21 protein-coding genes are annotated in these 21041 nt (G+C 74.4%); 13 read left to right on the forward strand and 8 right to left on the reverse strand.

Annotated features, from left to right (window positions below):
• The first annotated feature begins 4 nt into the window (after positions 1 to 4).
• Positions 5 to 1648, forward strand: a complete 1644-nt coding sequence (locus ACWCSV_RS02715; protein ID WP_451138034.1) for a sodium/solute symporter — start codon at positions 5 to 7, stop codon at positions 1646 to 1648.
• Between the two features lie 73 nt (positions 1649 to 1721).
• Here ACWCSV_RS02715 and ACWCSV_RS02720 read toward each other — a convergent pair whose 3' ends face one another.
• Positions 1722 to 2354, reverse strand: coding sequence for a TIGR03085 family metal-binding protein (locus ACWCSV_RS02720; RefSeq protein ID WP_451138035.1), 633 nt, complete (start codon positions 2352 to 2354; stop codon positions 1722 to 1724).
• Between the two features lie 85 nt (positions 2355 to 2439).
• Between ACWCSV_RS02720 and hisI the strand changes: the two genes are divergently transcribed.
• From hisI to lgt, 11 genes are all read left to right on the forward strand, one after another.
• Complete coding sequence (gene hisI, locus ACWCSV_RS02725; RefSeq protein WP_451138036.1) at positions 2440 to 2835, forward strand: phosphoribosyl-AMP cyclohydrolase; 396 nt, start codon at positions 2440 to 2442, stop codon at positions 2833 to 2835.
• An 11-nt stretch (positions 2836 to 2846) separates the two neighbouring features.
• On the forward strand, positions 2847 to 4355 hold the full coding sequence (locus ACWCSV_RS02730; protein ID WP_451138037.1) for an anthranilate synthase component I: 1509 nt from the start codon (positions 2847 to 2849) through the stop codon (positions 4353 to 4355).
• A gap of 65 nt (positions 4356 to 4420) precedes the next feature.
• The gene (locus tag ACWCSV_RS02735; protein WP_451138038.1) at positions 4421 to 5071 is read left to right on the forward strand and encodes a TIGR02234 family membrane protein; all 651 of its coding nucleotides are present in this window, start codon (positions 4421 to 4423) and stop codon (positions 5069 to 5071) included.
• 212 nt (positions 5072 to 5283) lie between these two features.
• Complete coding sequence (locus tag ACWCSV_RS02740; RefSeq protein ID WP_451138039.1) at positions 5284 to 5535, forward strand: HGxxPAAW family protein; 252 nt, start codon at positions 5284 to 5286, stop codon at positions 5533 to 5535.
• 127 nt (positions 5536 to 5662) lie between these two features.
• Positions 5663 to 6229, forward strand: a complete 567-nt coding sequence (locus ACWCSV_RS02745) for a DUF2752 domain-containing protein (protein WP_451138040.1) — start codon at positions 5663 to 5665, stop codon at positions 6227 to 6229.
• Between the two features lie 117 nt (positions 6230 to 6346).
• Complete coding sequence (gene trpC / locus ACWCSV_RS02750) at positions 6347 to 7156, forward strand: indole-3-glycerol phosphate synthase TrpC (RefSeq protein WP_451138041.1); 810 nt, start codon at positions 6347 to 6349, stop codon at positions 7154 to 7156.
• An 8-nt stretch (positions 7157 to 7164) separates the two neighbouring features.
• Positions 7165 to 7449 (forward strand): tryptophan biosynthesis modulator TrpM, encoded by a 285-nt coding sequence (gene trpM, locus ACWCSV_RS02755; RefSeq protein WP_451138042.1) that lies wholly within the window; start codon positions 7165 to 7167, stop codon positions 7447 to 7449.
• A 171-nt stretch (positions 7450 to 7620) separates the two neighbouring features.
• A complete protein-coding gene (gene trpB, locus ACWCSV_RS02760) occupies positions 7621 to 8907 on the forward strand; it encodes a tryptophan synthase subunit beta (RefSeq protein ID WP_451138043.1) in 1287 nt (428 codons plus the stop codon).
• Positions 8904 to 9743 carry a tryptophan synthase subunit alpha gene (gene trpA, locus ACWCSV_RS02765; protein WP_451138044.1) on the forward strand — a complete coding sequence of 280 codons (840 nt, stop codon included), beginning with the start codon at positions 8904 to 8906 and terminating at the stop codon, positions 9741 to 9743. The genes trpB and trpA overlap by 4 nt, the downstream gene beginning before the upstream one ends.
• A 75-nt stretch (positions 9744 to 9818) precedes the next feature.
• A complete protein-coding gene (locus ACWCSV_RS02770; RefSeq protein WP_451138045.1) occupies positions 9819 to 10637 on the forward strand; it encodes a DsbA family protein in 819 nt (272 codons plus the stop codon).
• A gap of 100 nt (positions 10638 to 10737) precedes the next feature.
• A complete protein-coding gene (gene lgt, locus ACWCSV_RS02775; protein WP_451138046.1) occupies positions 10738 to 11760 on the forward strand; it encodes a prolipoprotein diacylglyceryl transferase in 1023 nt (340 codons plus the stop codon).
• Positions 11761 to 11859: 99 nt separating this feature from the next.
• Here the strand turns inward: lgt and ACWCSV_RS02780 are convergent, their stop codons facing one another.
• The 7 genes from ACWCSV_RS02780 to ACWCSV_RS02810 all read right to left on the reverse strand — a co-directional run bounded on the left by ACWCSV_RS02780 (position 11860) and on the right by ACWCSV_RS02810 (position 19808).
• Entirely contained in the window at positions 11860 to 12696 is an 837-nt protein-coding gene (locus ACWCSV_RS02780) for an HpcH/HpaI aldolase/citrate lyase family protein (RefSeq protein WP_451138240.1), read from the reverse strand.
• A gap of 77 nt (positions 12697 to 12773) precedes the next feature.
• On the reverse strand, positions 12774 to 13985 hold the full coding sequence (locus ACWCSV_RS02785) for a CaiB/BaiF CoA transferase family protein (protein WP_451138047.1): 1212 nt from the start codon (positions 13983 to 13985) through the stop codon (positions 12774 to 12776).
• On the reverse strand, positions 13982 to 14866 hold the full coding sequence (gene rbsK / locus ACWCSV_RS02790; RefSeq protein WP_451138048.1) for a ribokinase: 885 nt from the start codon (positions 14864 to 14866) through the stop codon (positions 13982 to 13984). Before rbsK ends, ACWCSV_RS02785 begins: the two co-directional genes overlap by 4 nt.
• Positions 14863 to 16269, reverse strand: coding sequence for an ADP-ribosylglycohydrolase family protein (locus ACWCSV_RS02795; RefSeq protein WP_451138049.1), 1407 nt, complete (start codon positions 16267 to 16269; stop codon positions 14863 to 14865). The genes rbsK and ACWCSV_RS02795 overlap by 4 nt, the downstream gene beginning before the upstream one ends.
• Positions 16266 to 17450: an ADP-ribosylglycohydrolase family protein gene (locus ACWCSV_RS02800; RefSeq protein ID WP_451138050.1), complete on the reverse strand. Its 1185-nt coding sequence runs from the start codon at positions 17448 to 17450 to the stop codon at positions 16266 to 16268. The genes ACWCSV_RS02795 and ACWCSV_RS02800 overlap by 4 nt, the downstream gene beginning before the upstream one ends.
• On the reverse strand, positions 17395 to 18639 hold the full coding sequence (locus tag ACWCSV_RS02805) for an ADP-ribosylglycohydrolase family protein (RefSeq protein ID WP_451138051.1): 1245 nt from the start codon (positions 18637 to 18639) through the stop codon (positions 17395 to 17397). Before ACWCSV_RS02805 ends, ACWCSV_RS02800 begins: the two co-directional genes overlap by 56 nt.
• Positions 18636 to 19808, reverse strand: coding sequence for an ADP-ribosylglycohydrolase family protein (locus ACWCSV_RS02810; protein ID WP_451138052.1), 1173 nt, complete (start codon positions 19806 to 19808; stop codon positions 18636 to 18638). The genes ACWCSV_RS02805 and ACWCSV_RS02810 overlap by 4 nt, the downstream gene beginning before the upstream one ends.
• A 429-nt stretch (positions 19809 to 20237) precedes the next feature.
• Here ACWCSV_RS02810 and ACWCSV_RS02815 point away from each other — a divergent pair, with 429 nt between their 5' ends.
• Positions 20238 to 20972 carry a VIT1/CCC1 transporter family protein gene (locus ACWCSV_RS02815; protein WP_451138053.1) on the forward strand — a complete coding sequence of 245 codons (735 nt, stop codon included), beginning with the start codon at positions 20238 to 20240 and terminating at the stop codon, positions 20970 to 20972.
• The last annotated feature ends 69 nt before the right edge of the window (positions 20973 to 21041 follow it).

Consider the following 21041-nt stretch of genomic DNA (forward strand, 5'->3'; position numbering starts at 1 on the left):
CGCCATGTCCCTCTTTGCCGACGCGCGGTCCCTCGCAGTGGTGATCTTCCTCGGGTTCGTCGCACTCTCCCTGCTGCTCTGCGGCCTCGCCGCCGCCGACCAGGACGACCCGGAACACTTCTACGCCGGCGGCGGCGCCGCCCTCGGGCCGGCCGGCGGGGGGCTCGCCGTCGCCGGGGACTACATCTCCGCCGCCACCCTGCTCTCCACCACCGGCTCCGTGGCACTCGCCGGGTTCGACGGGATCACCTTCGCCGTGGCGACCGTCGCCTCGCTGGTGCTCGTCCTGCGCGTCCTCTCCGAACGGCTGCGCGCCGCAGGGGTGTTCACCCTCGGCGACTTCCTCGCGAAACAGCTGCGGGACCCCTCGGTCCGCAGGGCACTGGGCATCGCCACCCTGGCCGTTCTCGTCCCGCTCCTGCTCGTGCAGCTCACCACCGCGGGCAAGGTGATGGCGGCCATGTTCGGACTCCCCGAGGGCGCCGTGACCGGCTGCACCGTCGCCAGCGGGGCCCTGATGGTCTGCTACTCCGCCTTCGGCGGGATGCGCGGCACCGGATACGTCCAGATCCTCAAGGTCGGCGTGGTGGTGGCCGCCGTCACGCTCCTCGCCGGACTCGTCCTCGCCCGGTACGGCTGGTCCCCCTTCGCCCTCTTCGAAGCCGCCCGCGAACGCAGCGGCGCCGGTCCCCACTACGCCTCGCCCGGCGCCCAGTTCGGCCGCACCGGCACCGGGGCGCTGGACCTGATCGGCTTCCAGGTCACCCTGCTCCTCGGGGCCGCCTGCATGCCGCACCTCACGATGCGGCTGCACCCGCTGCGCGACGCGCGCACCGCCCGCAAGGTGCGGATCTGGGCCGTCGCCCCGGTCGCCGTGCTCTGCGCCGGGATCGTCGTCGTGGGACTCGGCGCCGCGGCCCTGCTCGGCGCGGACGCCCTGCGCGCCGGGGACCCGGGCGGCAACACCGCCCTGCTGATGGTGACGGGCGCGCTCGACCCCGGCGCGGCCGGCCCCCGCCAGAGCCTGCTCTTCGCCCTCGTCGCCTGCGCCGCGTTCGCGACCACCCTCGCCGCGGTGGCCGGCATCACCCTCGCCGCCGCCTCCAGCGTCGCCCGGGACTTCGCCGCGCACGCGGGCGCCCACGGGGAGGGCCGGGCGTCCGTACGGGAGATCCGCCGGGCCCGCTGGGCCGTCGTCGCGATCGGTGCGCTCGCCGTCCTCGTCTCCGCGTACACCCACGAGCGCAACCCGCAGGTCCTGCTCTCGCTCTCCTTCGCCGCCGCCGCGTCCGTGCTGCCGCCGGTCCTGCTGAACGCCCTCTTCCGGCCCGGCTTCACCGCACGCGGGGTGCGCTGGACCGTCTACGGAACCCTGCCGCTGATCGTGCTGCTGATGGCGTTCTCACCGGCCGTCTCCGGAACCCCGGTCGCGCTCTTCCCGGACCGCGACTTCCACTGGTTCCCGCTGCAGACCCCGGGGCTCGTCACGATCCCGGCCGGCTTCCTGCTCGCCCGCCTCGGCTCCCGCCGCCCCGCCCGCACCCGCGGGAGCGCCCGTACCCGCGAGACCGGCCGCCCGGACGTCACCACCGGAACCCGCAGGCACGCGGCCGGCGCACCGCCCCTCCACGACACTCCCCGGGCCTGACGGTCACGGGCTCCCAGGAAGTGCGGGCCGGGGCCGGGCCGGGGCGTGCCCGGGGCCGGGGCCGGGCCGGGGCTCACATCCCCAGCTGCGACAGCTGGAGCCGCTCCACCGCGTCCTCCTCGCCCTCCAGGCCCACCGTCGTCGCCGACTGCCGCCCGAACGCGAAGAGCAGCAGCTCGCCCGGCTCCCCGGTCACCGTCACCACCGGGGTGCCCTTCCGCGCCACCGCCGTCCGCCCGTCCGGGCGGCGCAGCACCAGCCCCACCGGGGAGCGGTGCCCCAGCATCCGGGCGGTCCGCTCCATCCGCGACCACAGCACGTCCGAGAAGACCGGGTCCAGCTCCCGCCGCGACCAGTCGGGCTGCGCCCGGCGGACGTCCTCGGCGTGCACGTAGAACTCCACCGTGTTGGCCGCCTCGTCCACCTGCTTCAGGCCGAACGGGGAGAAACGCGGCGGACCCGTGCGGATGAGCTGGATCAGCTCCTCGTACGGCTTCTCCGCGTACTCCTGCCGCACCCGCTCCATCCGGCCCTTCAGCGGCCCGACCACGATCCCGGCCGCCGCGTCCGCCCGGCGCTCGCGCACCACCACGTGCGCGGCCAGATCGCGGGTGAGCCAGCCCTCGCACAGGGTCGGCGCCCCGGGGCCCGCCGCCTCCAACAGGTCGGCGAGCAGAAGACGTTCACGCTTCGCATGGGTCGACATGCCAGCCAGCCTACGACCGCGGCACACGGTCCGCCCAGTGGACCGGGCACCGTCCGGCACCGGTACGCGCGGCACAATGGGGCGCATGAGCAGCACGCCCCCGTCCGGTACGCCCGGTACCCCGCCCGCAGGAAGCCTCGATCCCACCGTGGCCGCGCGCCTCAAGCGCGGCGCGGACGGGCTCGTCCCCGCCATCGCCCAGCAGTACGACACCGGTGAGGTGCTCATGCTCGGCTGGATGGACGACGAGGCCCTGCACCGCACCCTCACCACCGGCCGCTGCACCTACTGGTCGCGCAGCCGCCAGGAGTACTGGGTCAAGGGCGACACCTCGGGCCACATCCAGCGCGTCGTCTCCGTAGCCCTCGACTGCGACGCCGACACCGTCCTCGTCAAGGTCGACCAGACGGGCGCCGCCTGCCACACCGGCGCGCGCACCTGTTTCGACCGCGACGTCCTGCTCGACACCGACACCCCGTGAGGCCGGCCGACATGGATCTCGACACCTTCCGCAAGCTGGCCGTGGACCGCCGCGTCATCCCCGTCGTCCGGCGGCTCCTGGCGGACGGCGACACCCCGGTCGGCCTCTACCGGAAACTCGCCGCCGAACGCCCCGGCACCTTCCTGCTGGAATCCGCTGAGAACGGCCGCACCTGGTCGCGGTACTCCTTCATCGGCGTCCGCAGCCACGCCACCCTCACCTCCCGCGACGGCCAGGCCCACTGGATCGGCACCCCGCCCGTCGGCGTCCCCCGGGACGGCGACCCGCTCCAGGCGCTCCGCGCCACCACCGAGGCGCTGCACACCCCCCGCGACCTCGCGGGCACCGAGGGCCTGCCGCCCTTCACCGGCGGCATGGTCGGCTATCTCGGTTACGACATCGTGCGCCGCCTGGAACGCATCGGCGACCACGGCGGCGACGACCTCGGCCTCCCCGAGCTCACCATGATGCTCACCTCCGACCTCGCCGTCCTCGACCACTGGGACGGCACCGTCCTCCTGATCGCCAACGCGATCAACCACAACGACCTGGAGAGCGGCGTCGAGGAGGCGTACGACGACGCCGTCGCCCGGCTCGACGCCATGGAACGCGACCTGCGCCGCCCCGTCGAGAACGCCCCCGCCGTGCTGCCCCCCTCCGAGCTGCCGCCGTACACCGCCCTCTGGGGCGGCCCGGCCTACCAGCAGGCCGTCGAGGACATCAAGGAGCGCATCCGGGCCGGCGAGGCCTTCCAGGTCGTGCCCTCCCAGCGCTTCGAGACGCCCTGCACCGCGAGCGCGCTCGACGTCTACCGGGTGCTGCGGGCCACCAACCCGTCCCCGTACATGTACCTCTTCCGGTTCGACGGTTTCGACGTCGTCGGCTCCAGCCCCGAAGCCCTCGTCAAGGTCGAGGACGGCCGCGCCATGGTCCACCCCATCGCCGGTACCCGGCACCGGGGCGCCACCCCGCAGGAGGACCAGGCCCTCGCCGAGGAACTCCTCGCCGACCCCAAGGAGCGCGCCGAGCACCTCATGCTCGTCGACCTCGGCCGCAACGACCTCGGACGCGTCTGCGAACCCGGCAGCGTGGAAGTGGTCGACTTCATGTCCGTCGAGAAGTACTCCCACGTGATGCACATCGTCTCGACCGTCACCGGCCGCGTCGCCGAGGACCGCACCGCCTTCGACGTCCTCACCGCCTGCTTCCCCGCCGGCACCCTCTCCGGGGCGCCCAAGCCGCGCGCCATGCAGATCATCGAGGAGCTCGAACCCAACCGCAGGGGGCTGTACGGGGGCTGCGTCGGCTACCTCGACTTCGCCGGCGACTCCGACACCGCCATCGCCATCCGCACCGCCCTGCTCCGCGACGGCACCGCCTACGTCCAGGCCGGAGCCGGTGTGGTCGCCGACTCCGACCCGGTGGCCGAGGACAACGAGTGCCGCAACAAGGCGGCCGCCGTGCTCCGCGCCGTCCACACGGCCAACCGGCTCCGCGACCACGGAGCGCCCCTCGGGTGACCCCCGGCGGATCAGGGGCGGCCCGATCAGGGGGCACCCGACGGGCCGCGGGGCGGTAGGGGATAGTGGAAGGCGTGAGCGCCGTCCCCGTACCCCAGCCCCGTGCCCGTACCACCGCGTCCGACGCCCCCGGCAGCCGCCGGAGCCTGGCCCTCGGGCTGTTCCTCGGCGCCGCCGGGTCCGCCGTCGTCCTGCTCGCCTCCGGGCAGACCTGGGCCCGGGGCGAGGCAGCCATCGCCGGCGGCAGCCTCCCGCTGACCGCCGACGGCCAGGACGTCACCGGCGTCCCCGCCGCGCTGGCGATCGTCGGGCTCGCCGCGCTCGTCGCGGTCTTCGCCGTCCGGGGTGCCGGGCGTTACGTCGTCGCGGGACTGCTGGCCGTCAGCGGCCTCGGCGCCGGCCTCAGCGCCTGGACCGGTGCCTCGGACAGCGCCGCCCTGGACGAGAAGGCCGCCGCGACCACCGGCGACACCGCCTCCACCATCGACGCCCTCAGCCACACCGCGTGGCCCTTCGTCACCGCCCTGGGCGGTCTGTTCATCCTGGTCGCCGGGGTGCTCGCGCTGCGCTTCGGCAGCCGCTGGCCCACCATGTCCGGCCGGTACGAGCGCGACGGCACCCCCCGCGCCCGCAAGGCCCCCGCCACCCCCCGGGACCCCGAGCGGCCCGAGGAGCTGTGGAAGGCCCTGGACCGGGGCGAGGACCCGACAGGCTAGAGCGCGTCTCCGGACTGCCGCCGCCCGGCGGACGGCAGCCGGAGGACGCGCCCCGGCACACCGGACCGGTCCACCGCCCGGAAGGCCCCGGACACGACGGGGAACACCGGCACCCCCAGCTCACCTCCCGCCGCCGCGTACGGGACAATGGGGGCGGGCCTCACCACCGCAAGCCCCGGTACACACCGCGCAACACCAACGAGGAGCAACTCATGGCGGGCAGCAGCCACGGACACACCCCGGCCGCCTGGACCGGTGTCATCATCTCGTTCATCGGCTTCTGCGTCGCAGGCGTCTTCATGGTCGCGGCCAACCCGGCCGGATTCTGGGTCGGCATCGGCGTGACCCTCCTGGGCGCCGTCGTGGGCCTGGCGATGAAGATGGCCGGACTCGGCATGCCGAAGGAGACCCCGGAGTACGCCGCCGCCCGCGCCCGCGCCGGCGAGGCCCAGCTCAGCCACTGACACCGCCCCGGAGCAGGGGCCACGCCCGTACGGGCGTGACCCCGCCCCGCAGGTGCGGCCAGGCGACACGCGAGGCGCAGCCCACCCGGGCTGCGCCTTCGCGCGTACGGAGGGCACAATCGTGCGCGTGGACGCCTCGCCCCTCCCCGCCGCGACCCCGCCGCCCCCGGACCCGTCCCCGCCCCCCTCCCCGGGCGGCGGGAGCCCCTCCGGGCACGCCCCGGCCGGGCCCGGCCACACGCCCCCGTACGCGTACGCGCCCCCACACACGCCCCCGTACGCCCGGCGCCACCCGGCGCACGGCCTGCGGCGGTTCGCGGCACCGGCCGCCACCCTGGCCGCCGTCGCCGGCGCCTTCGGGTACGTCGCCACCGTCGACCCCAACGAACCCGGCCACTACCCGGTCTGCCCGCTCTTCCGGCTGACCGGCCTGCTCTGCCCCGGCTGCGGCGGACTGCGCAGCGCCCACGCCTTCGCCACCGGCGACTTCGCGACCGCCCTCGGCGACAACGCCCTCGCCGTCACCGGCTACGTCCTCTTCGCCGCGTTCTGGTCGCTCTGGCTCGTGCGCACGGCCCGCAGGCAGCCCCTGCGGATGAGCGTCCCGCCCCGCTGGTGGTGGGGGATCGGCGCGGCACTGGTGGTCTTCAGCGTCGTACGGAACCTCCCGTTCGGCTCCGCGCTGGCACCCTGATCGACCACCTGCTGGGACGCCGACCGGCCGGATGCGAGTCCTCCGCCCTCCTGCGGATACCATCGAAAGGGCTGAACCTGCTCCACCATTCGTTCGTTCCGGAAGGGGGCCGCTCGCGTGAGTGTGCTCGACGAGATCATTGACGGCGTCCGTGCGGACCTTGCGGAGCGGCAGGCACGCGTCAGCCTCGACGAGCTCAAGGACCGCGCGGCACGCGCCCCCCGGGCCAAGGACGGAGTCGCCGCACTGCGCGGCGAGGGCGTCAGCGTCATCTGCGAGGTCAAGCGCTCCAGCCCCTCCAAGGGAGCCCTGGCAGCCATCGCCGACCCGGCCGCGCTCGCCGCGGACTACGAGGCCGGCGGCGCTTCCGTCATCTCGGTCCTCACCGAGCAGCGCCGCTTCGGCGGCTCGCTCGCGGACCTGGAAGCCGTCCGCGCCAAGGTCGACATTCCCGTCCTGCGCAAGGACTTCATCGTCACCTCCTACCAGCTGTGGGAGGCCCGCGCCTACGGCGCCGACCTCGCCCTGCTGATCGTCGCCGCCCTCGACCAGGAGGCCCTCGTCTCCCTGATCGAGCGGGCCGAGTCCATCGGCCTCACCCCGCTCGTCGAGGCCCACGACGAGGAGGAGGCCGAGCGCGCGGTCGCCGCCGGCGCCCGCATCATCGGCGTCAACGCCCGCAACCTCAAGGACCTCAAGGTCGACCGCTCCACCTTCGAGCGCGTCGCCCCCGAGATCCCCGACCACATCGTCAAGATCGCCGAATCCGGCGTCCGGGGCCCGCACGACCTGATCGCGTACGCCAACGCCGGCGCGGACGCCGTGCTCGTCGGCGAGTCGCTCGTCACCGGCCGCGACCCGCGCGCCGCCGTCGCCGACCTGGTCGCCGCCGGCACCCACCCCGCGCTCCGGCACGGACGGGGCTGACCCCGGCCGTGACCGTCTCCGTGCCGCCGGGGCCCCCGCGCTCCGCACCGCCGTCCCCGCAGGGCACCCGCCCCGCCGGGTCGCCGGTGCGTGAGGTGCGGGTGCCCCCGGCGCACGGCGGCGGCAGGCCCCCGCTCCTCCCGCTCGACCACCCGCAGCCCCGCCGCTGCGCCCCGCCGTTCTGGCACCGGGGCTGCCGCGCGCCCGCCCGCCGGGTGCACGGCCGCCGGGTCCGCTACGTCATCGGCGACGAGCCGGGACAGGTCAACGGCATGCGATGGCGCACCGGCTGAGCGCCGCAGCGAGCCCGGCCGGCCGCGTTCCGCGCACCCACCCGTAAGGGTCCGTGCCACATCGACGCACCGCGCCGTACCCGTCCCGACCGAACCCGGTCGCGGCGGCCTTCCGCTCCGCCCCGGCGCATCCGGTGAACCCACCCGTTGCCATCCCCAGGAGCATGTCGGATGTCCTCTGACTTCTTCGTTCCGGACCCCGAGGGTCTGATCCCCAGCGCCGAAGGCTACTTCGGCGCCTACGGCGGCAAGTTCATCCCGGAGGCGCTCGTCGCCGCCGTGGACGAGGTCGCCGTCGAGTACGACAAGGCCAAGGCCGACCCCGCCTTCGCCGCCGAGCTCAACGAGCTCATGGTCAACTACACCGGCCGCCCCAGCGCCCTGACCGAGGTCTCCCGCTTCGCCGAGCACGCGGGCGGCGCCCGTGTCTTCCTCAAGCGCGAGGACCTCAACCACACCGGCTCGCACAAGATCAACAACGTGCTGGGCCAGGCGCTCCTCACCAAGCGCATGGGCAAGACCCGGGTCATCGCCGAGACCGGAGCCGGCCAGCACGGCGTCGCCACCGCGACCGCCTGCGCACTGTTCGGCCTGGAGTGCACCATCTACATGGGCGAGATCGACACCGAGCGCCAGGCGCTCAACGTCGCCCGCATGCGGATGCTCGGTGCCGAGGTCATCGCGGTGAAGTCCGGCTCCCGCACCCTCAAGGACGCCATCAACGAGGCGTTCCGCGACTGGGTCGCCAACGTGGACCACACCCACTACCTCTTCGGTACGGTCGCCGGCCCGCACCCCTTCCCGGCCATGGTCCGCGACTTCCACCGGGTCATCGGGGTGGAGGCCCGCCGCCAGATCCTGGAACGCGCGGGCCGGCTGCCGGACGCCGCCGTCGCCTGCGTCGGCGGCGGCTCCAACGCCATCGGCCTCTTCCACGCCTTCCTCCAGGACGCCTCCGTCCGCCTCATCGGCTGCGAGCCCGCCGGGCACGGCGTCGAGACCGGCGAACACGCGGCGACCCTCACCGCGGGCGAACCGGGCATCCTGCACGGCTCGCGCAGCTACGTCCTCCAGGACGACGAGGGCCAGATCACCGAGCCGTACTCCATCTCGGCCGGCCTGGACTACCCGGGCATCGGCCCGGAGCACTCGTACCTCAAGGACGTCGGCCGCGGCGAGTACATCGCGGTGACCGACGCCGCCGCGATGTCGGCCCTGCGGCTGCTCTCGCGTACCGAGGGCATCATCCCGGCCATCGAGAGCGCCCACGCGCTCGCCGGTGCCCTGGAGATCGGCAAGCAGCTGGGCGGGGAGGGGCTGATCGTCATCAACCTCTCCGGGCGCGGCGACAAGGACATGGACACGGCGGCCCGCTACTTCGGGCTGTACGACACGGACGCGGCCGTCGAGGCGGACGCGGCCGGCACCGGCGCGGAGATCGAGGGGGACGTCAAGTGAGCGACACCACCGGGACCACCGGCCACACCGGCACCATCGAACTGCTGAACAGCACCCTCGCCGCCGCGAAGGCCGAGGACCGCGCGGCCCTCATCGCCTACCTGCCGGCCGGCTTCCCGACCGTGGACGGCGGCATCGAGGCCGTCAAGGCCGCCATCGCCGGCGGCGCGGACGTCGTCGAGGTGGGCCTGCCGCACAGCGACCCGGTGCTCGACGGCCCGGTCATCCAGACCGCCGACGACATCGCGCTGCGCGGCGGCGTGCGGATCGCCGACGTGATGCGCACGGTCCGCGAGGCGTACGAGGCGACCGGCGCCCCGATCCTCGTGATGACCTACTGGAACCCCATCGACCGCTACGGCATCGAGCGGTTCACCGCCGAGCTGGCCGCGGCGGGCGGCGCCGGCTGCATCCTGCCCGACCTGCCGGTCCAGGAGTCGGCGGTGTGGCGCGAGAACGCGGAGAAGCACGGTCTCGCGACCGTCTTCGTCGTCGCCCCCAGCAGCCGCGACGAGCGCCTCGCCACCATCACGGCGGCCGGCTCCGGCTTCGTCTACGCCGCCTCCCTCATGGGTGTCACGGGCACCCGCGCCTCCGTCGGCGACCAGGCCCAGAACCTGGTGGCCCGCACCCGCGCCACCACCACCCTCCCGGTCTGCGTCGGCCTCGGCGTCTCCAACGCGGCGCAGGCCGCCGAGGTCGCCGGGTTCGCGGACGGCGTCATCGTCGGATCGGCCTTCGTCAAGGCCATCCTGGACGCCCCCGACGCGGCGGCCGGCACCGCCGCCGTGAAGGCGCTCGCGGGCGAACTCGCCGAGGGTGTTCGAAAGCGCTGACGCATGACGTCACCCGTACGGGTGGAGTGGGACCGGGGAGGCACGCGAGTGCCTCCCCGGTTCGTTGCTGCGGGTGTGAGCGAGAACCATGAAGGAAGAAGGGCCGCGCGTGACCGGCTCGTCCAGCAGCGTGAGCAGGAGAAGGCGCGCGAGCGCCGCCGCCGCACCCTGATCGTCGCCGGTGCGGTGGTCGGCGTGCTGGCGCTGGCCGCCGTGATCGGCCTGATCGCGGCCAACGCCGGGGACGACGACGACAGCACCGCCACCCCCGTCGTCGCCCCGTCCGGAGCCACCGGGAAGGACGATCTCGCCATCCCGGTGGGAGCGAGCGACGCCCCGTCCACGCTCACCATCTGGGAGGACTTCCGCTGCCCCGTCTGCGCCCAGTTCGAGAGCGCGTTCCGCTCCACGATCGGGGAGCTCACGGAGAGCGGACAGCTCCGGGTGGAGTACCACCTGGCCACGATCATCGACGGCAACATGGGCGGCACGGGCTCGGTGCGCGCCGCGAACGCCGCCGCCTGCTCCCAGGACGCGGGCAAGTTCAAGGCGTACCACGACGTCCTCTACAGCAACCAGCCCGCCGAGACCGACGACGCCTTCGGCAAGGACAGCACCCTGATCGACCTGTCCAAGAAGGTCCCCGGGCTGGACACCCCGACCTTCCGCAGCTGTGTGGAGGACGGCAAGCACAACGCCTGGGTCGCGAAGTCGAACACCGCGTTCAGCGAGGGCGGCTTCCAGGGCACCCCGACCGCCCTGCTGAACGGCGAGTCCATCTTCCCGAAGAAGGGCGACGAGCAGATCTCGGTCGCCAACCTCAAGAAGTGGGTGGAAGAGGCGAACAAGGGCAAGCCGGCCGGCACCCTCACTCCGACGCCTCCGGCCTCCTGATCACGGTGGAGCGGAGGACGGTGGATTCCGCCCCTGTTACCCAGACGTTGCCGGGTGACGTGCCGTCCGCGCGGCCCGGCAGGGTAGCGTCGGTTCCGTCATGAACCTTGCCTTCATTCCCAGCCCGTCGACCGGCGTGATCGATCTCGGCCCGATCCCGCTCCGCGGCTACGCGTTCTGCATCATCATCGGTGTCTTCGTCGCCGTCTGGTTCGGCAACAAGCGCTGGATCGCCCGGGGAGGCAGAGCCGGCACCGTGGCCGACATCGCCGTCTGGGCGGTGCCCTTCGGCCTCGTGGGCGGCCGGCTCTACCACGTCATCACCGACTACGAGCTGTACTTCGGTGACGGCCAGAACTGGGTGGACGCCTTCAAGGTGTGGGAGGGCGGCCTCGGCATCTGGGGCGCCATCTCCCTCGGTGCGGTCGGTGCCTGGATCGGCTGCCGCCGCCGGGGCATCCCGCTGCCGGCCTGGGCCGACGCCCTCGCGCCCGGTATCGCCTTCGCCCAGGCCATCGGCCGCTGGGGCAACTGGTTCAACCAGGAGCTCTACGGGCGCAAGACGGACCTGCCGTGGGGCCTGAAGATCAGCGAGGCCCCGAACCGGGTCGCCGGCATCTACCACCCGACGTTCCTCTACGAGTCGCTCTGGTGCGTCGGCGTCGCCCTGCTGGTCATCTGGGCCGACCGCCGCTTCCGCCTCGGACACGGCCGGGCCTTCGCCCTGTACGTCGCCGCGTACTGCACCGGCCGGGCCTGGATCGAGTACATGCGGGTCGACGAGGCCCACCACGTGCTCGGCCTGCGGCTCAACGTGTGGACCGCGATCATCGTCTTCGTCCTGGCCGTCACCTACCTGGTGATCTCGGCCAAGGTCCGTCCCGGCCGCGAGGAGATCGTGGAACCCCGGGAGGAGGACGCGGACGGCGACGCGGACACGGACACCGGAACCGAGGCCGCCACCGACGCGGACGCGAAGGCCGACGGCACGACCGACGCGACCGAGGCCGATCCGGAGAAGGCCGACACGACGAAGGCCGACACGACGGACGACGGAGTCGTGACCGACGCGGCGGACGAGCCGGAGACCGACGGCGCCGCCCGTACCGCCGGTACGAGCTGAGCCCCCAGGACACCACGAGGCCGCCGCACCCCCACCGGGTGCGGCGGCCTTCCTCGTGTCCGGGCTCCGTATCCGGGACCGGAGCCGGGCAGCGGCCCGTCAGCCGACGGGCGCCCCCGACCCCGCCGACGCGGCCGTCCGCCGGCCGAGGGCCAGGGTGCGGTGCGCGGCGGCGGCGACCGCCGCGTCCACGAACCGGCCGTCCGGCAGTGCCAGTGCGCCCGCGTCCGTACGGGCCGCCGCCGCGATCTCCTCGGCGGCCTCCAGCTCCTGGTCGGTCGGCCGGAAGGCACGCTCGATCACCGGCAGCTGGCGCGGGTGGATCGCCGCCCGCCCCAGCATCCCCAGCGCCCGCCCCCGGCCGCACGAGGCCCAGAGCCCGTCCAGATCACGCACGTCGGGGAAGACCGACTGCGTCGGCGGCTCCAGCCCGGCCGCCCGCGCCGCCACCACGATCCGGCTGCGCGACCAGTCGAGCCCGACGTCGTCCCGTACCCCCAGATCGGCGCGGAGATCCGACTCCCCGAGCGCGATGCCCCGCACGTCGTGGTGGGCCGAGGCGATCGAGTACGCGTGCTCGATCGCGAGCGCCGATTCGAGCAGCGGATAGAGCGGAACGCCCGGGGCGAGCGCCGCCACATGGTGCACGGACGCCGCGTGCGTGACCTTGGGGAGCCGTATCCCGGAGAGCCCGGGCAGCCCCGCGAGTGCCCGCACGTCGTCCTCCCCGTGCACCCGCACATGGACCGGTACGGCGTCCTCGGCGCAGGTCACCGGATCGGTGAGCAGCTCGGCGGTCGCCGACCGGGCGTACTCCTTGCGGCCCGGGGCGACCGCGTCCTCCAGGTCCACGATCACCACGTCCGCCCCCGCGCCCAGCGCCTTGAGCACCACCTCCGGCCGGTCCCCGGGGACGTACAGCCAGGTCAACGGCACCGGAGTCGTGTCGTACGTGTCGCGCGCGGAGGTGCCGCCCGGCGGGACGGGTGCGGCGGGACGCGCCTCGGCCGCCCTCACAGCGCTCCCTCCGACCGCAGCGCCGCGATCCGCTCGCCGGAGAGGCCGAGCTCGGTGAGGATCTCCTCGGTGTCGGCCCCGTGCGGGCGGCCCGCCCACCGGATGCCGCCCGGGGTCTCGGAGAGCCGGAAGAGGACGTTCTGCATCCGCAGCGGCCCCAGCTCCGGGTCGTCCACCTCCGTCACACTGTCCAGTGCCCGGTACTGCGGGTCCTCCATCACGTCCCGCACGTCGTAGACCGGGGCGATGGCCGCCTCCGCCTTCTCGAACTCGGCGAGCGCGTCGTCCCGGGTGTGCCGGGCGATCCACGACCCGACCGCCCCGTCCAGCTCGTCCGCGTGCTCCGCGCGGGTCGCCCCCGAGGCGAACCACGGCTCCTCGATCAGCTCGGGGCGCCCGACCAGCCGCATGACCCGCTCGGCGATCGACTGCGCCGAGGTGGAGACCGCGACCCACTGGCCGTCCGAGGTGCGGTAGGTGTTGCGCGGGGCGTTGTTCCGCGAGCGGTTGCCGGTGCGCTGCTGTACATGGCCGAGCTGGTCGAACCAGAGCGGCTGCGGGCCCAGCACCGTGAGGATCGGCTCGATGATCGCCATGTCGACCACCTGTCCCCGCCCGGTGCGGTCGCGCCCGGCGAGCGCGGTCATCACGGCGTACGCGGTGGCGAGTGCCGCGATCGAGTCGGCGAGGCCGAACGGCGGCAGCGTCGGCGGCCCCTCCGGCTCACCGGTGATCGACGCGAAGCCGCTCATCGCCTCGGCGAGCGTCCCGAACCCCGGCCGGTGCGAGTAGGGGCCGAACTGGCCGAAGGCCGTCACCCGGGCCAGTACCAGCCGGGGGTTGACCGCCTCCAGCTCCTCCCAGCCGAGACCCCAGCGCTCCAGGGTCCCGGGCCGGAAGTTCTCGATGATCACATCGGTCCCGGCGGCCAGCCGCAGCAGCACCTCGCGCCCGCCGGGGCTCGACAGGTCCAGGGTGAGGTTGCGCTTGTTGCGGCCCAGCAGCTTCCACCAGAGGCCGATCCCGTCCTTCGCGGGACCGTGACCGCGCGAAGGATCGGGTTTGCGCGGATGCTCGACCTTGATCACATCGGCGCCGAAGTCACCGAGCATGGTCGCCGCGAGCGGACCGGCGAAGAGGGTGGCGAGGTCCAGGACCCGCAGGCCCGACAGAGGAGTGTGCGTGGAGGTGGTCCCGGGTTCGGTCATGAGGCATCGATCTCGCTTCGGTAGGGCATGGACGTGGACGCGCCGGGCTTCTGGACGCAGAGGGCGGCGGCCGAGGAAGCCCAGGCGACCGCCTCGGCCACCGGGCGCCCCTCACCGAGGGCCACGGCCAGCGTCCCGACGAAGGTGTCGCCCGCGCCGGTCGTGTCGACCGTGGTCACCTCGGGGGCGGGGAAGCGCACCGGCTCGCCGCCCCGGGCCGCGTACAGGCACCCCTTCGAACCGAGGGTGATGACCACCTCCGGCACCCGGCGGAGCAGGACCTGCGCGGCGGCCTCCGGGTCCTCGTGGCCGGAGAGCTGCGCGGCCTCGTGCTCGTTGGGAACCAGCAGGTCGACGTGGTCCAGGAGCTCGTCCGGGAGCGGCTGGACGGGGGCCGGGGTGAGGATGGTGCGCACGCCCCGGGCCCGCGCGGCCCGCGCCCCCTCGGTCACCGCGCAGAGCGGCAGCTCCAGCTGGAGCAGCAGCAGACCGGCCGAGGCCGCCGCCTCCCTCTCGGCGGGGCCGAGCGCGGTGACCGTGCCGTTCGCGCCGGGCACCACGACGATCGCGTTGGCACCGGAGTCGTCGACCACGATGTGCGCCGTGCCGCTCGCGCCCTGGGCCGTACGCACGAGACCGGTGTCGATCCCCGCACTCTCCAGGCAGCCCCGCAACTGCGAGCCGTACGCGTCGGCGCCGACCGCGCCGATCATCGTGACCTCCCCGCCCGCCCGCGCGGCGGCGACCGCCTGGTTGGCGCCCTTGCCGCCGGGTACCGTACGGAACTCCCGCCCGGCGACGGTCTCGCCGAGCGCGGGCGCCCGTGCGACGTAGGCGACGAGATCCATGTTGATGCTGCCGAGCACCGCGATACGGGTCATGGGCGCAGAGCCTCCTGATAGGTCTGTTCGGCGAGGGCGTCGAAGCCGATGCCGTCGAATCCCGGCACCGAGGTGGCGAGCCGGTTCTTCAGCGGGGCGGTCCAGCGGTCCGGCAGGGCGCCCGGACCGCCCGCCAGCAGCCCGGCGAGCGACCCGGCGGTCGCCCCGTTCGAGTCGGTGTCCCAGCCGCCCATCACGGCGTTGCCGACCGAGCGCGTGAAGTCGCCGTCGGCGTGGGTGAGGGCGGCGGCCAGCAGGGCCGCGTTGGGCAGCACGTGCACCCAGTGGTGCGTGGCGGCGTAGGCCTCGTGCAGCCGGTCGACGACGGCGTCGAAGCCGCCCGCCGCCGTCCCCGGCGCCCCGTGCGGCCCCGAGGCCCTCGCCGCCTCGGCCGTCCCGATACCGAGCCGCACCGCGCGCGCGTACCGGGACCCGGGCGGCACCACCCGCAGCCCGGCGGCCAGGCAGCCGTGCACGTCGCTCGCCCCGCCCGCCGCCTCCGCCAGCGCCGCCGCCGTGAACATCGCCCCGTACACGCCGTTCGCCGTGTGGGTGAGGACCGCGTCCCGGTGCGCCTGCTCCGCCGCCGCCCCCGGGTCACCCGGGCAGGTCCAGCCGTGCACGTCGGCACGGATCTGCGCCCCGATCCACTCCCGGAACGGGTTGCGGTACCGGGCCGTGCCGGGCGGCTCCACCCCGTCCAGCAGATTGCGGTACGCGATCCGCTCGGCGGTGAACACCCGGCCGGCCGGCAGCTCGTCCAGCCAGAGCCGGGCGAGGTCCTCCGTGGTGAAGCCGCGCCCGTGACGCCGGAGCAGCAGCACGGTCAGCAGCGGGAAGTTGAGGTCGTCGTCCTCCGGCATCCCGTCGATGTTCTCCGCCAGCGAGGTCGGCCCCGAGCGACGGTTCCACGGGTACGCGGCGAGCAGCCCGGCCGGCACGCCCCGGGCGGTGAACCAGTCCGACAGCGGCCAGTTGCCGGTGGCCCGGGCGAGCGCCCGGATGCCCTCCAACGGGAGTTTCTCCACCGGCTTGCCGAGCAGGCAGCCCGCCGCCCGGCCCAGCCACCCGGCGTGCAGCCGGGCCCGGTCGGGGGCGGGCCGGGTGGCCGGCGGGGCGGGCCACCGGGGGCAGAGCGCCCGGATCTCCGCCAGGCCGCTGGGCTCCTCGGCTGCCAACGGGTTCTCCAGCACGGCGAGTTCGTCGAGCAGCCGCTCGGCGAGCGCGCGCAGCCGGGGCGGTGCGGGCGGCTCGGAGGCCCCGGCCCGCTCCGGCGCGGGCGGGCCCCCTGCCGCGTACCACCGCGCCGCGATCTCCGAGGCGTCCCGCCCGTCCTGCTCGGCCTGGCGCAGTTCGTGCCCGAGCAGGTCCTCGGGCTGGACCCAGGTCAGCCGTACGTTCACCGCTCACCCGCCAGGACGGCGAAGGCGGCCTCGTGGGCGCGGCGGCGGGCGGTGTCGGCGGCGAACACCTCGCGCGCCACCGCCGCCAGGGTCCGCGCAGGGGCGTGCAGGTCGAGCCGGCTCGCCTCGGCGACCGTCTTCGCCCACTCCCCGGGCACCGCCGCCTCCCCGTACAGCGCGCCGACGATCGCCCCGCTCATGGTGGCGATCGAATCGCAGTCGCGGCCGTAGTTCACCGAACCCAGCACCGTACGGCGGTAGTCGCCGCCGCCGGCCAGCAGCATGCCCAGGGCGACGGGCAGTTCCTCGATCGAGTGCAGCCGGGACGGCCGGCGGGCGCCCAGCGAGGGGGAGCGGTAGTCCGGGCCGACCGTGTCGAAGGGGGCGACCGCCTCCCGCAGCGGCACCAGCGCCGACTCGGGGTCGGCGTGCCGGGCCGCCTCCTCGCACACCGCCTCGATCGCCGCGCGGGTACCGTCCTTGGCGAGCGCCAGGCACGCCTCCACCACGGAGACGGGTGTGGCGCCCGGCGTGCACGCCGCGGCGACCGCCGCCGCGAACACCCCGGCCGCCTCCCGGCCGTACGAGGACTGGTGCGGCGCCGCGACCTCCAGCGCCTCGGCGTAAGCCGCCTCCGGATGCGCCGCGTTGACCAGTCCGACCGGCGCCATGTACATCGCCGCACCGCAGTTGACGATGTTTCCGCTGCCCGCCTCGCGCGGGTCGACGTGCCCGTAGTGCACCCGCGCCACGAGCCACTTCTCCGCGAGGAAGATCCGCTGCAACGGCAGCGCCTCCGCCTCCAGCTCCGGGATCCAGCGCGGGGTGGAGATCAGGTCCGGGACCAGGTGCGTGGCGACGGAGTACGCGTCCAGGTGGCCGCGGACCGCGTCGTAGACCCGCACCAGCGCGTGGGTCATCAAGGTGTCGTCGGTGACGTGCCCATCGCCCTTGTGGTACGGGGCGATCGGGCGGGCGGTGCGCCAGTCGTCGCCGTACCAGGGGCCGACGATCCCGTGCACCCGGCCGCCGTGCCGTTCCGCGATCTGCTCGGAGGTCCAGCCTTCGACCGGACCCCCGAGTGCGTCGCCGACGGCGGCACCGACGAGGGCACCGCTCACTCGTTCATCGAGGGAAAGCGTGTCCGATACGGGGTGTTGAGTACTCACTGCGTGCATCATGGCTGAATTGTCCACCCGGGGCGGCCTGTTCCGTGGCTGCGAGCAGCCCGGCGAGTTCGATCAGATCCATGCCCGCGAGCCGGGGCAGCGCGCATCCGGCGAGGGTGCGGCACGCCTCCCGCCACCCGGACGGTACGGTCCGGATGCCGCCGAGCGTCCCGGTCAGCGCCCCGGCGAGCGCGGGCGCCGAATCCGCGACCCGGGAGAGGCACGCGGCGGCCGGGACCGCCTGGGCGATCTGGCCGCGCGCCGCGGTGGTCAGCGCCAGCGCCACCGGCACCGTCTCGGCTGCCGCGATCCCGTAGCTGTAGACGTGGTCGACGATTTGATGCTCCAGCACCGGGACGAGCGAGAACGCACCCGCGGGCTCGTCCGCGAACTCCCGTGCCAGGCGCACCGCGTGCACCGCGTTGCGAGCGATCTCGGTGCCCTCGGGCAGCTGCGCGAGCGCCGCGTCCACCACCGTCGTCACGTCCGCCCCGGCGAGCGCCTCCGCGATGGCGGCCGCGATGGCCCGCGCGCCGTGCACCCCGTCGCCGTCCTGCGTGTAGCGGGCGTCGAACTCGGCGAGTGCCGCCGCGGCGGCCGGATCGCCCGGGTGCACCACCGCGAGCACCGCGGCCCGCACACAGGCGGCGTCGTCGAAGTAGTGCGGGTTGTCGTGGCCGGTGGCCGGGGGCCGCAGCCCGGCGGCGAGGTTGCCGAGCCCGGCGCGCACCGAGATCCGGGCGCGCAGCGGCAGCACCGCCGACTCCACCTCCGGCGCCCGCTCGCTGGCCGCCGCGACCTTGGCGGCCAGTGCGTTCCAGGCGCGGTCCACCGCGTCGCGCATCCGGCGGGAGGGGGCGAGCCCGTGCGCCTCGTCGGCCGCCGCCGCGAGCACCGTACCGGCGGCGAACGCGGCCCACTCGGCGTCGTCGGAGGGGCCCAGCCGCAGCGGCTCCGGCGGCTGGTTCAGCGCGATCGGCACCGGCAGCGTGGTCGTCGCGTTCTGCTCGGCGAAGGTGTCCAGCTCCCGGGTGAGCCGCCGGGTCCACTCGGGCATCCGGGCCGCACGGTGCCGGGCGGCGGGCCAGCCGGCCGCGTCCCCGGCGGCGAGCCCCAGCAACAGGCCCTCGATCCGTGCCCGCCGGGTCATCTCCCGCTGCTCCGCCCCCGGGAGCGCGGCCGCCGTACCGGCGGTGGTCATCGGAGCGCCCCTTCCGCGTGCAGCAGGGATACCGGCGCCGGCTCGCCCGCCCGCTCCCGGCCGGGCGCCCCCCGGTCCGGCGCCTCCGGGTTCACCCGTTCCCGGTCCGCCTGCTCCGGGCCTGCGGCCTCCCGGTCCGGCAGCGGTGGGGGAGCGGCTGCCGGCCGCGTCTCCTCCGGCATACCCGCGGGGTCGCCCGCCGTCAGCAGATCCGCCACGTCCAGCACGTGGTAGCCCCGCATCGAGGGCAGACAGCTGCCGCGCACCGGGCCGATCGCGGCGGCCCACTCCGGGGGGATCGCCGCCGTCCCCTGCCAGGCCCCGGCCAGCGCACCCGCCACGGCCGCGGTGGTGTCCGCGTCCCGCCCCATGTTGACCGCCATCAGCACCGCCGTGCGGAAATCGCCCCGCGCGGCCGTGAAGGCGCCGAACGCCAGCCCCACCGCCTCCGGCGCCAGGTCCGTCCACGGGTAGCCGCCGATCACCACCGCCGACCGCACCGCGCGCTCGGCCGTCAGCCGGTCCGGGTAACCGCGCTGGGCGGCAGTCACCGCCCGGCGCAGGGAGCGCGCGGTCCACGAGTCCATCGGCACCACCGAAAGCGCCGCCGCGATCACCGAGGCAGGGCCCGCCCCGACCATCGCCGCCGCCACCCCGGCCGCGACCGCCTGGCCGCCGTAGATCCCCTCGCCGTCGTGGCTGACCTGCCCGTCGATCGCCACCAGCCGGGCCGCCTCGGCGGGCCGCCCGGCCGCGAACACCCCGAACGGGGCCGCGCGCATCGCCAGCCCGTCGCTCCACGCGTGCCGGTGCTGCGCGGAGATCGGCGCGGCCAGCCCCCGGCGCAGGTTCTCCAGCGTGCCGCGCTCGCTGAACCCGGCGCCCCGGAAGGGCCCTTCGTCCAGATCGGCGATCCAGTGGTGCCAGGCCCGGTCCACGTCGGCGACGGTGAGGGCCGAACCGTGGCGGGCCAGCAGCAGCCCGGAGAAGATCGCGTACTCGGTGTCGTCCGTACCGGCCGGGTCCTCGCTGACGAAACCCTCGATCCGGCCCCAGCGGGCGCGGATCTCCGACGGTCTCAGGTTCTCCGCCGGGGCACCCAGCGCGTCCCCGACGGCCAGCCCGAGCAATGCGCCCCGGGCCCGGTCCTTGCCCGTGATCGGTTCCATCGGTCGACCCTTCGTCCGTACACGATTTCCCTCTGTCCGATCTGTGCCACGCCCGACGGCCGGGAAGGCTGACAACCGGAATAAAAGGGCCATGCGGATGAAGCTAGACGAAACGAAGCGCAGTGCTGGACGGAGGAACGGGAAAACCAGGCAGGGACGGGGATCCGCCTTCCGAAGCTCTACCCGAAAGGATGACGGGTTCCGTCGGCGGGACAGCCGGACGGGTGAACGGGCACGCACCCGCCCCAAAGGGCGTCGGCCAGACCCCGCCAAGGCCCCCAAGGAAGGTGAGCCATACCTGTCTTGCCTGGTCAGAGCGGTGGTAAGTACGGCCTGCCTTGCTGGCGGGCGCCGATTTTCGTGCGTACTTTCGAGGATGTCGGGCGGTGGCGGAGGGGCTGCGGAGCCGCCGGCGGATAGGGGAGCACTGTGTCCATCATCGAGACCGACGCCGCACTGCACGAGGCGCACCGCGACAACCACACCCACCGGGACGTCAACGGCGGCTGGCTGCGCCCGGCCGTGTTCGGCGCCATGGACGGCCTGGTCTCGAACCTCGCCCTGATGACCGGGGTCGCGGGCGGCGACGTCTCGCACCGCACCATCGTCATCACCGGGCTGGCCGGTCTCGCCGCGGGTGCCTTCTCCATGGCGGCCGGCGAGTACACCTCCGTCGCCTCGCAGCGGGAGCTGGTGGAGGCCGAACTCGACGTCGAGCGGCGCGAGTTGCGCAAGCACCCGTACGACGAGATGCGGGAGCTGGCGGAGCTCTACGTCTCCCGGGGCGTCGAGCCGCACCTGGCCGCCGAGGTGGCCCGCCAGCTCTCCGAGGACCCGGAGCAGGCCCTGGAGATCCATGCCCGCGAGGAGCTCGGCATCGACCCCGGCGACCTGCCCTCGCCGCTCCTCGCCGCCGGTTCCTCGTTCATGGCCTTCGCGCTCGGCGCTCTGCTGCCGCTGCTGCCGTACCTGCTCGGTGCCACCGCGCTCTGGCCCGCCGTCCTGCTCGCACTGTTCGGCCTCTTCGGCTGCGGCGCGGTGGTGGCCCGGGTGACGGCGCGCAGCTGGTGGTTCAGCGGGCTGCGGCAGCTCGCGCTGGGCGGCGCGGCCGCCGCGCTCACGTACGGCCTCGGCGGGCTCTTCGGGGTGGCGGTCGGCGGCTGACCCGCCGGTTCGCCGGGCGGCGTCCTCCGGGCGGCTGTCCTCCGGGCGGCTGTCCTCCGGACGGCCGGG

The organism is Streptomyces sp. NPDC001770, assembly GCF_053596135.1.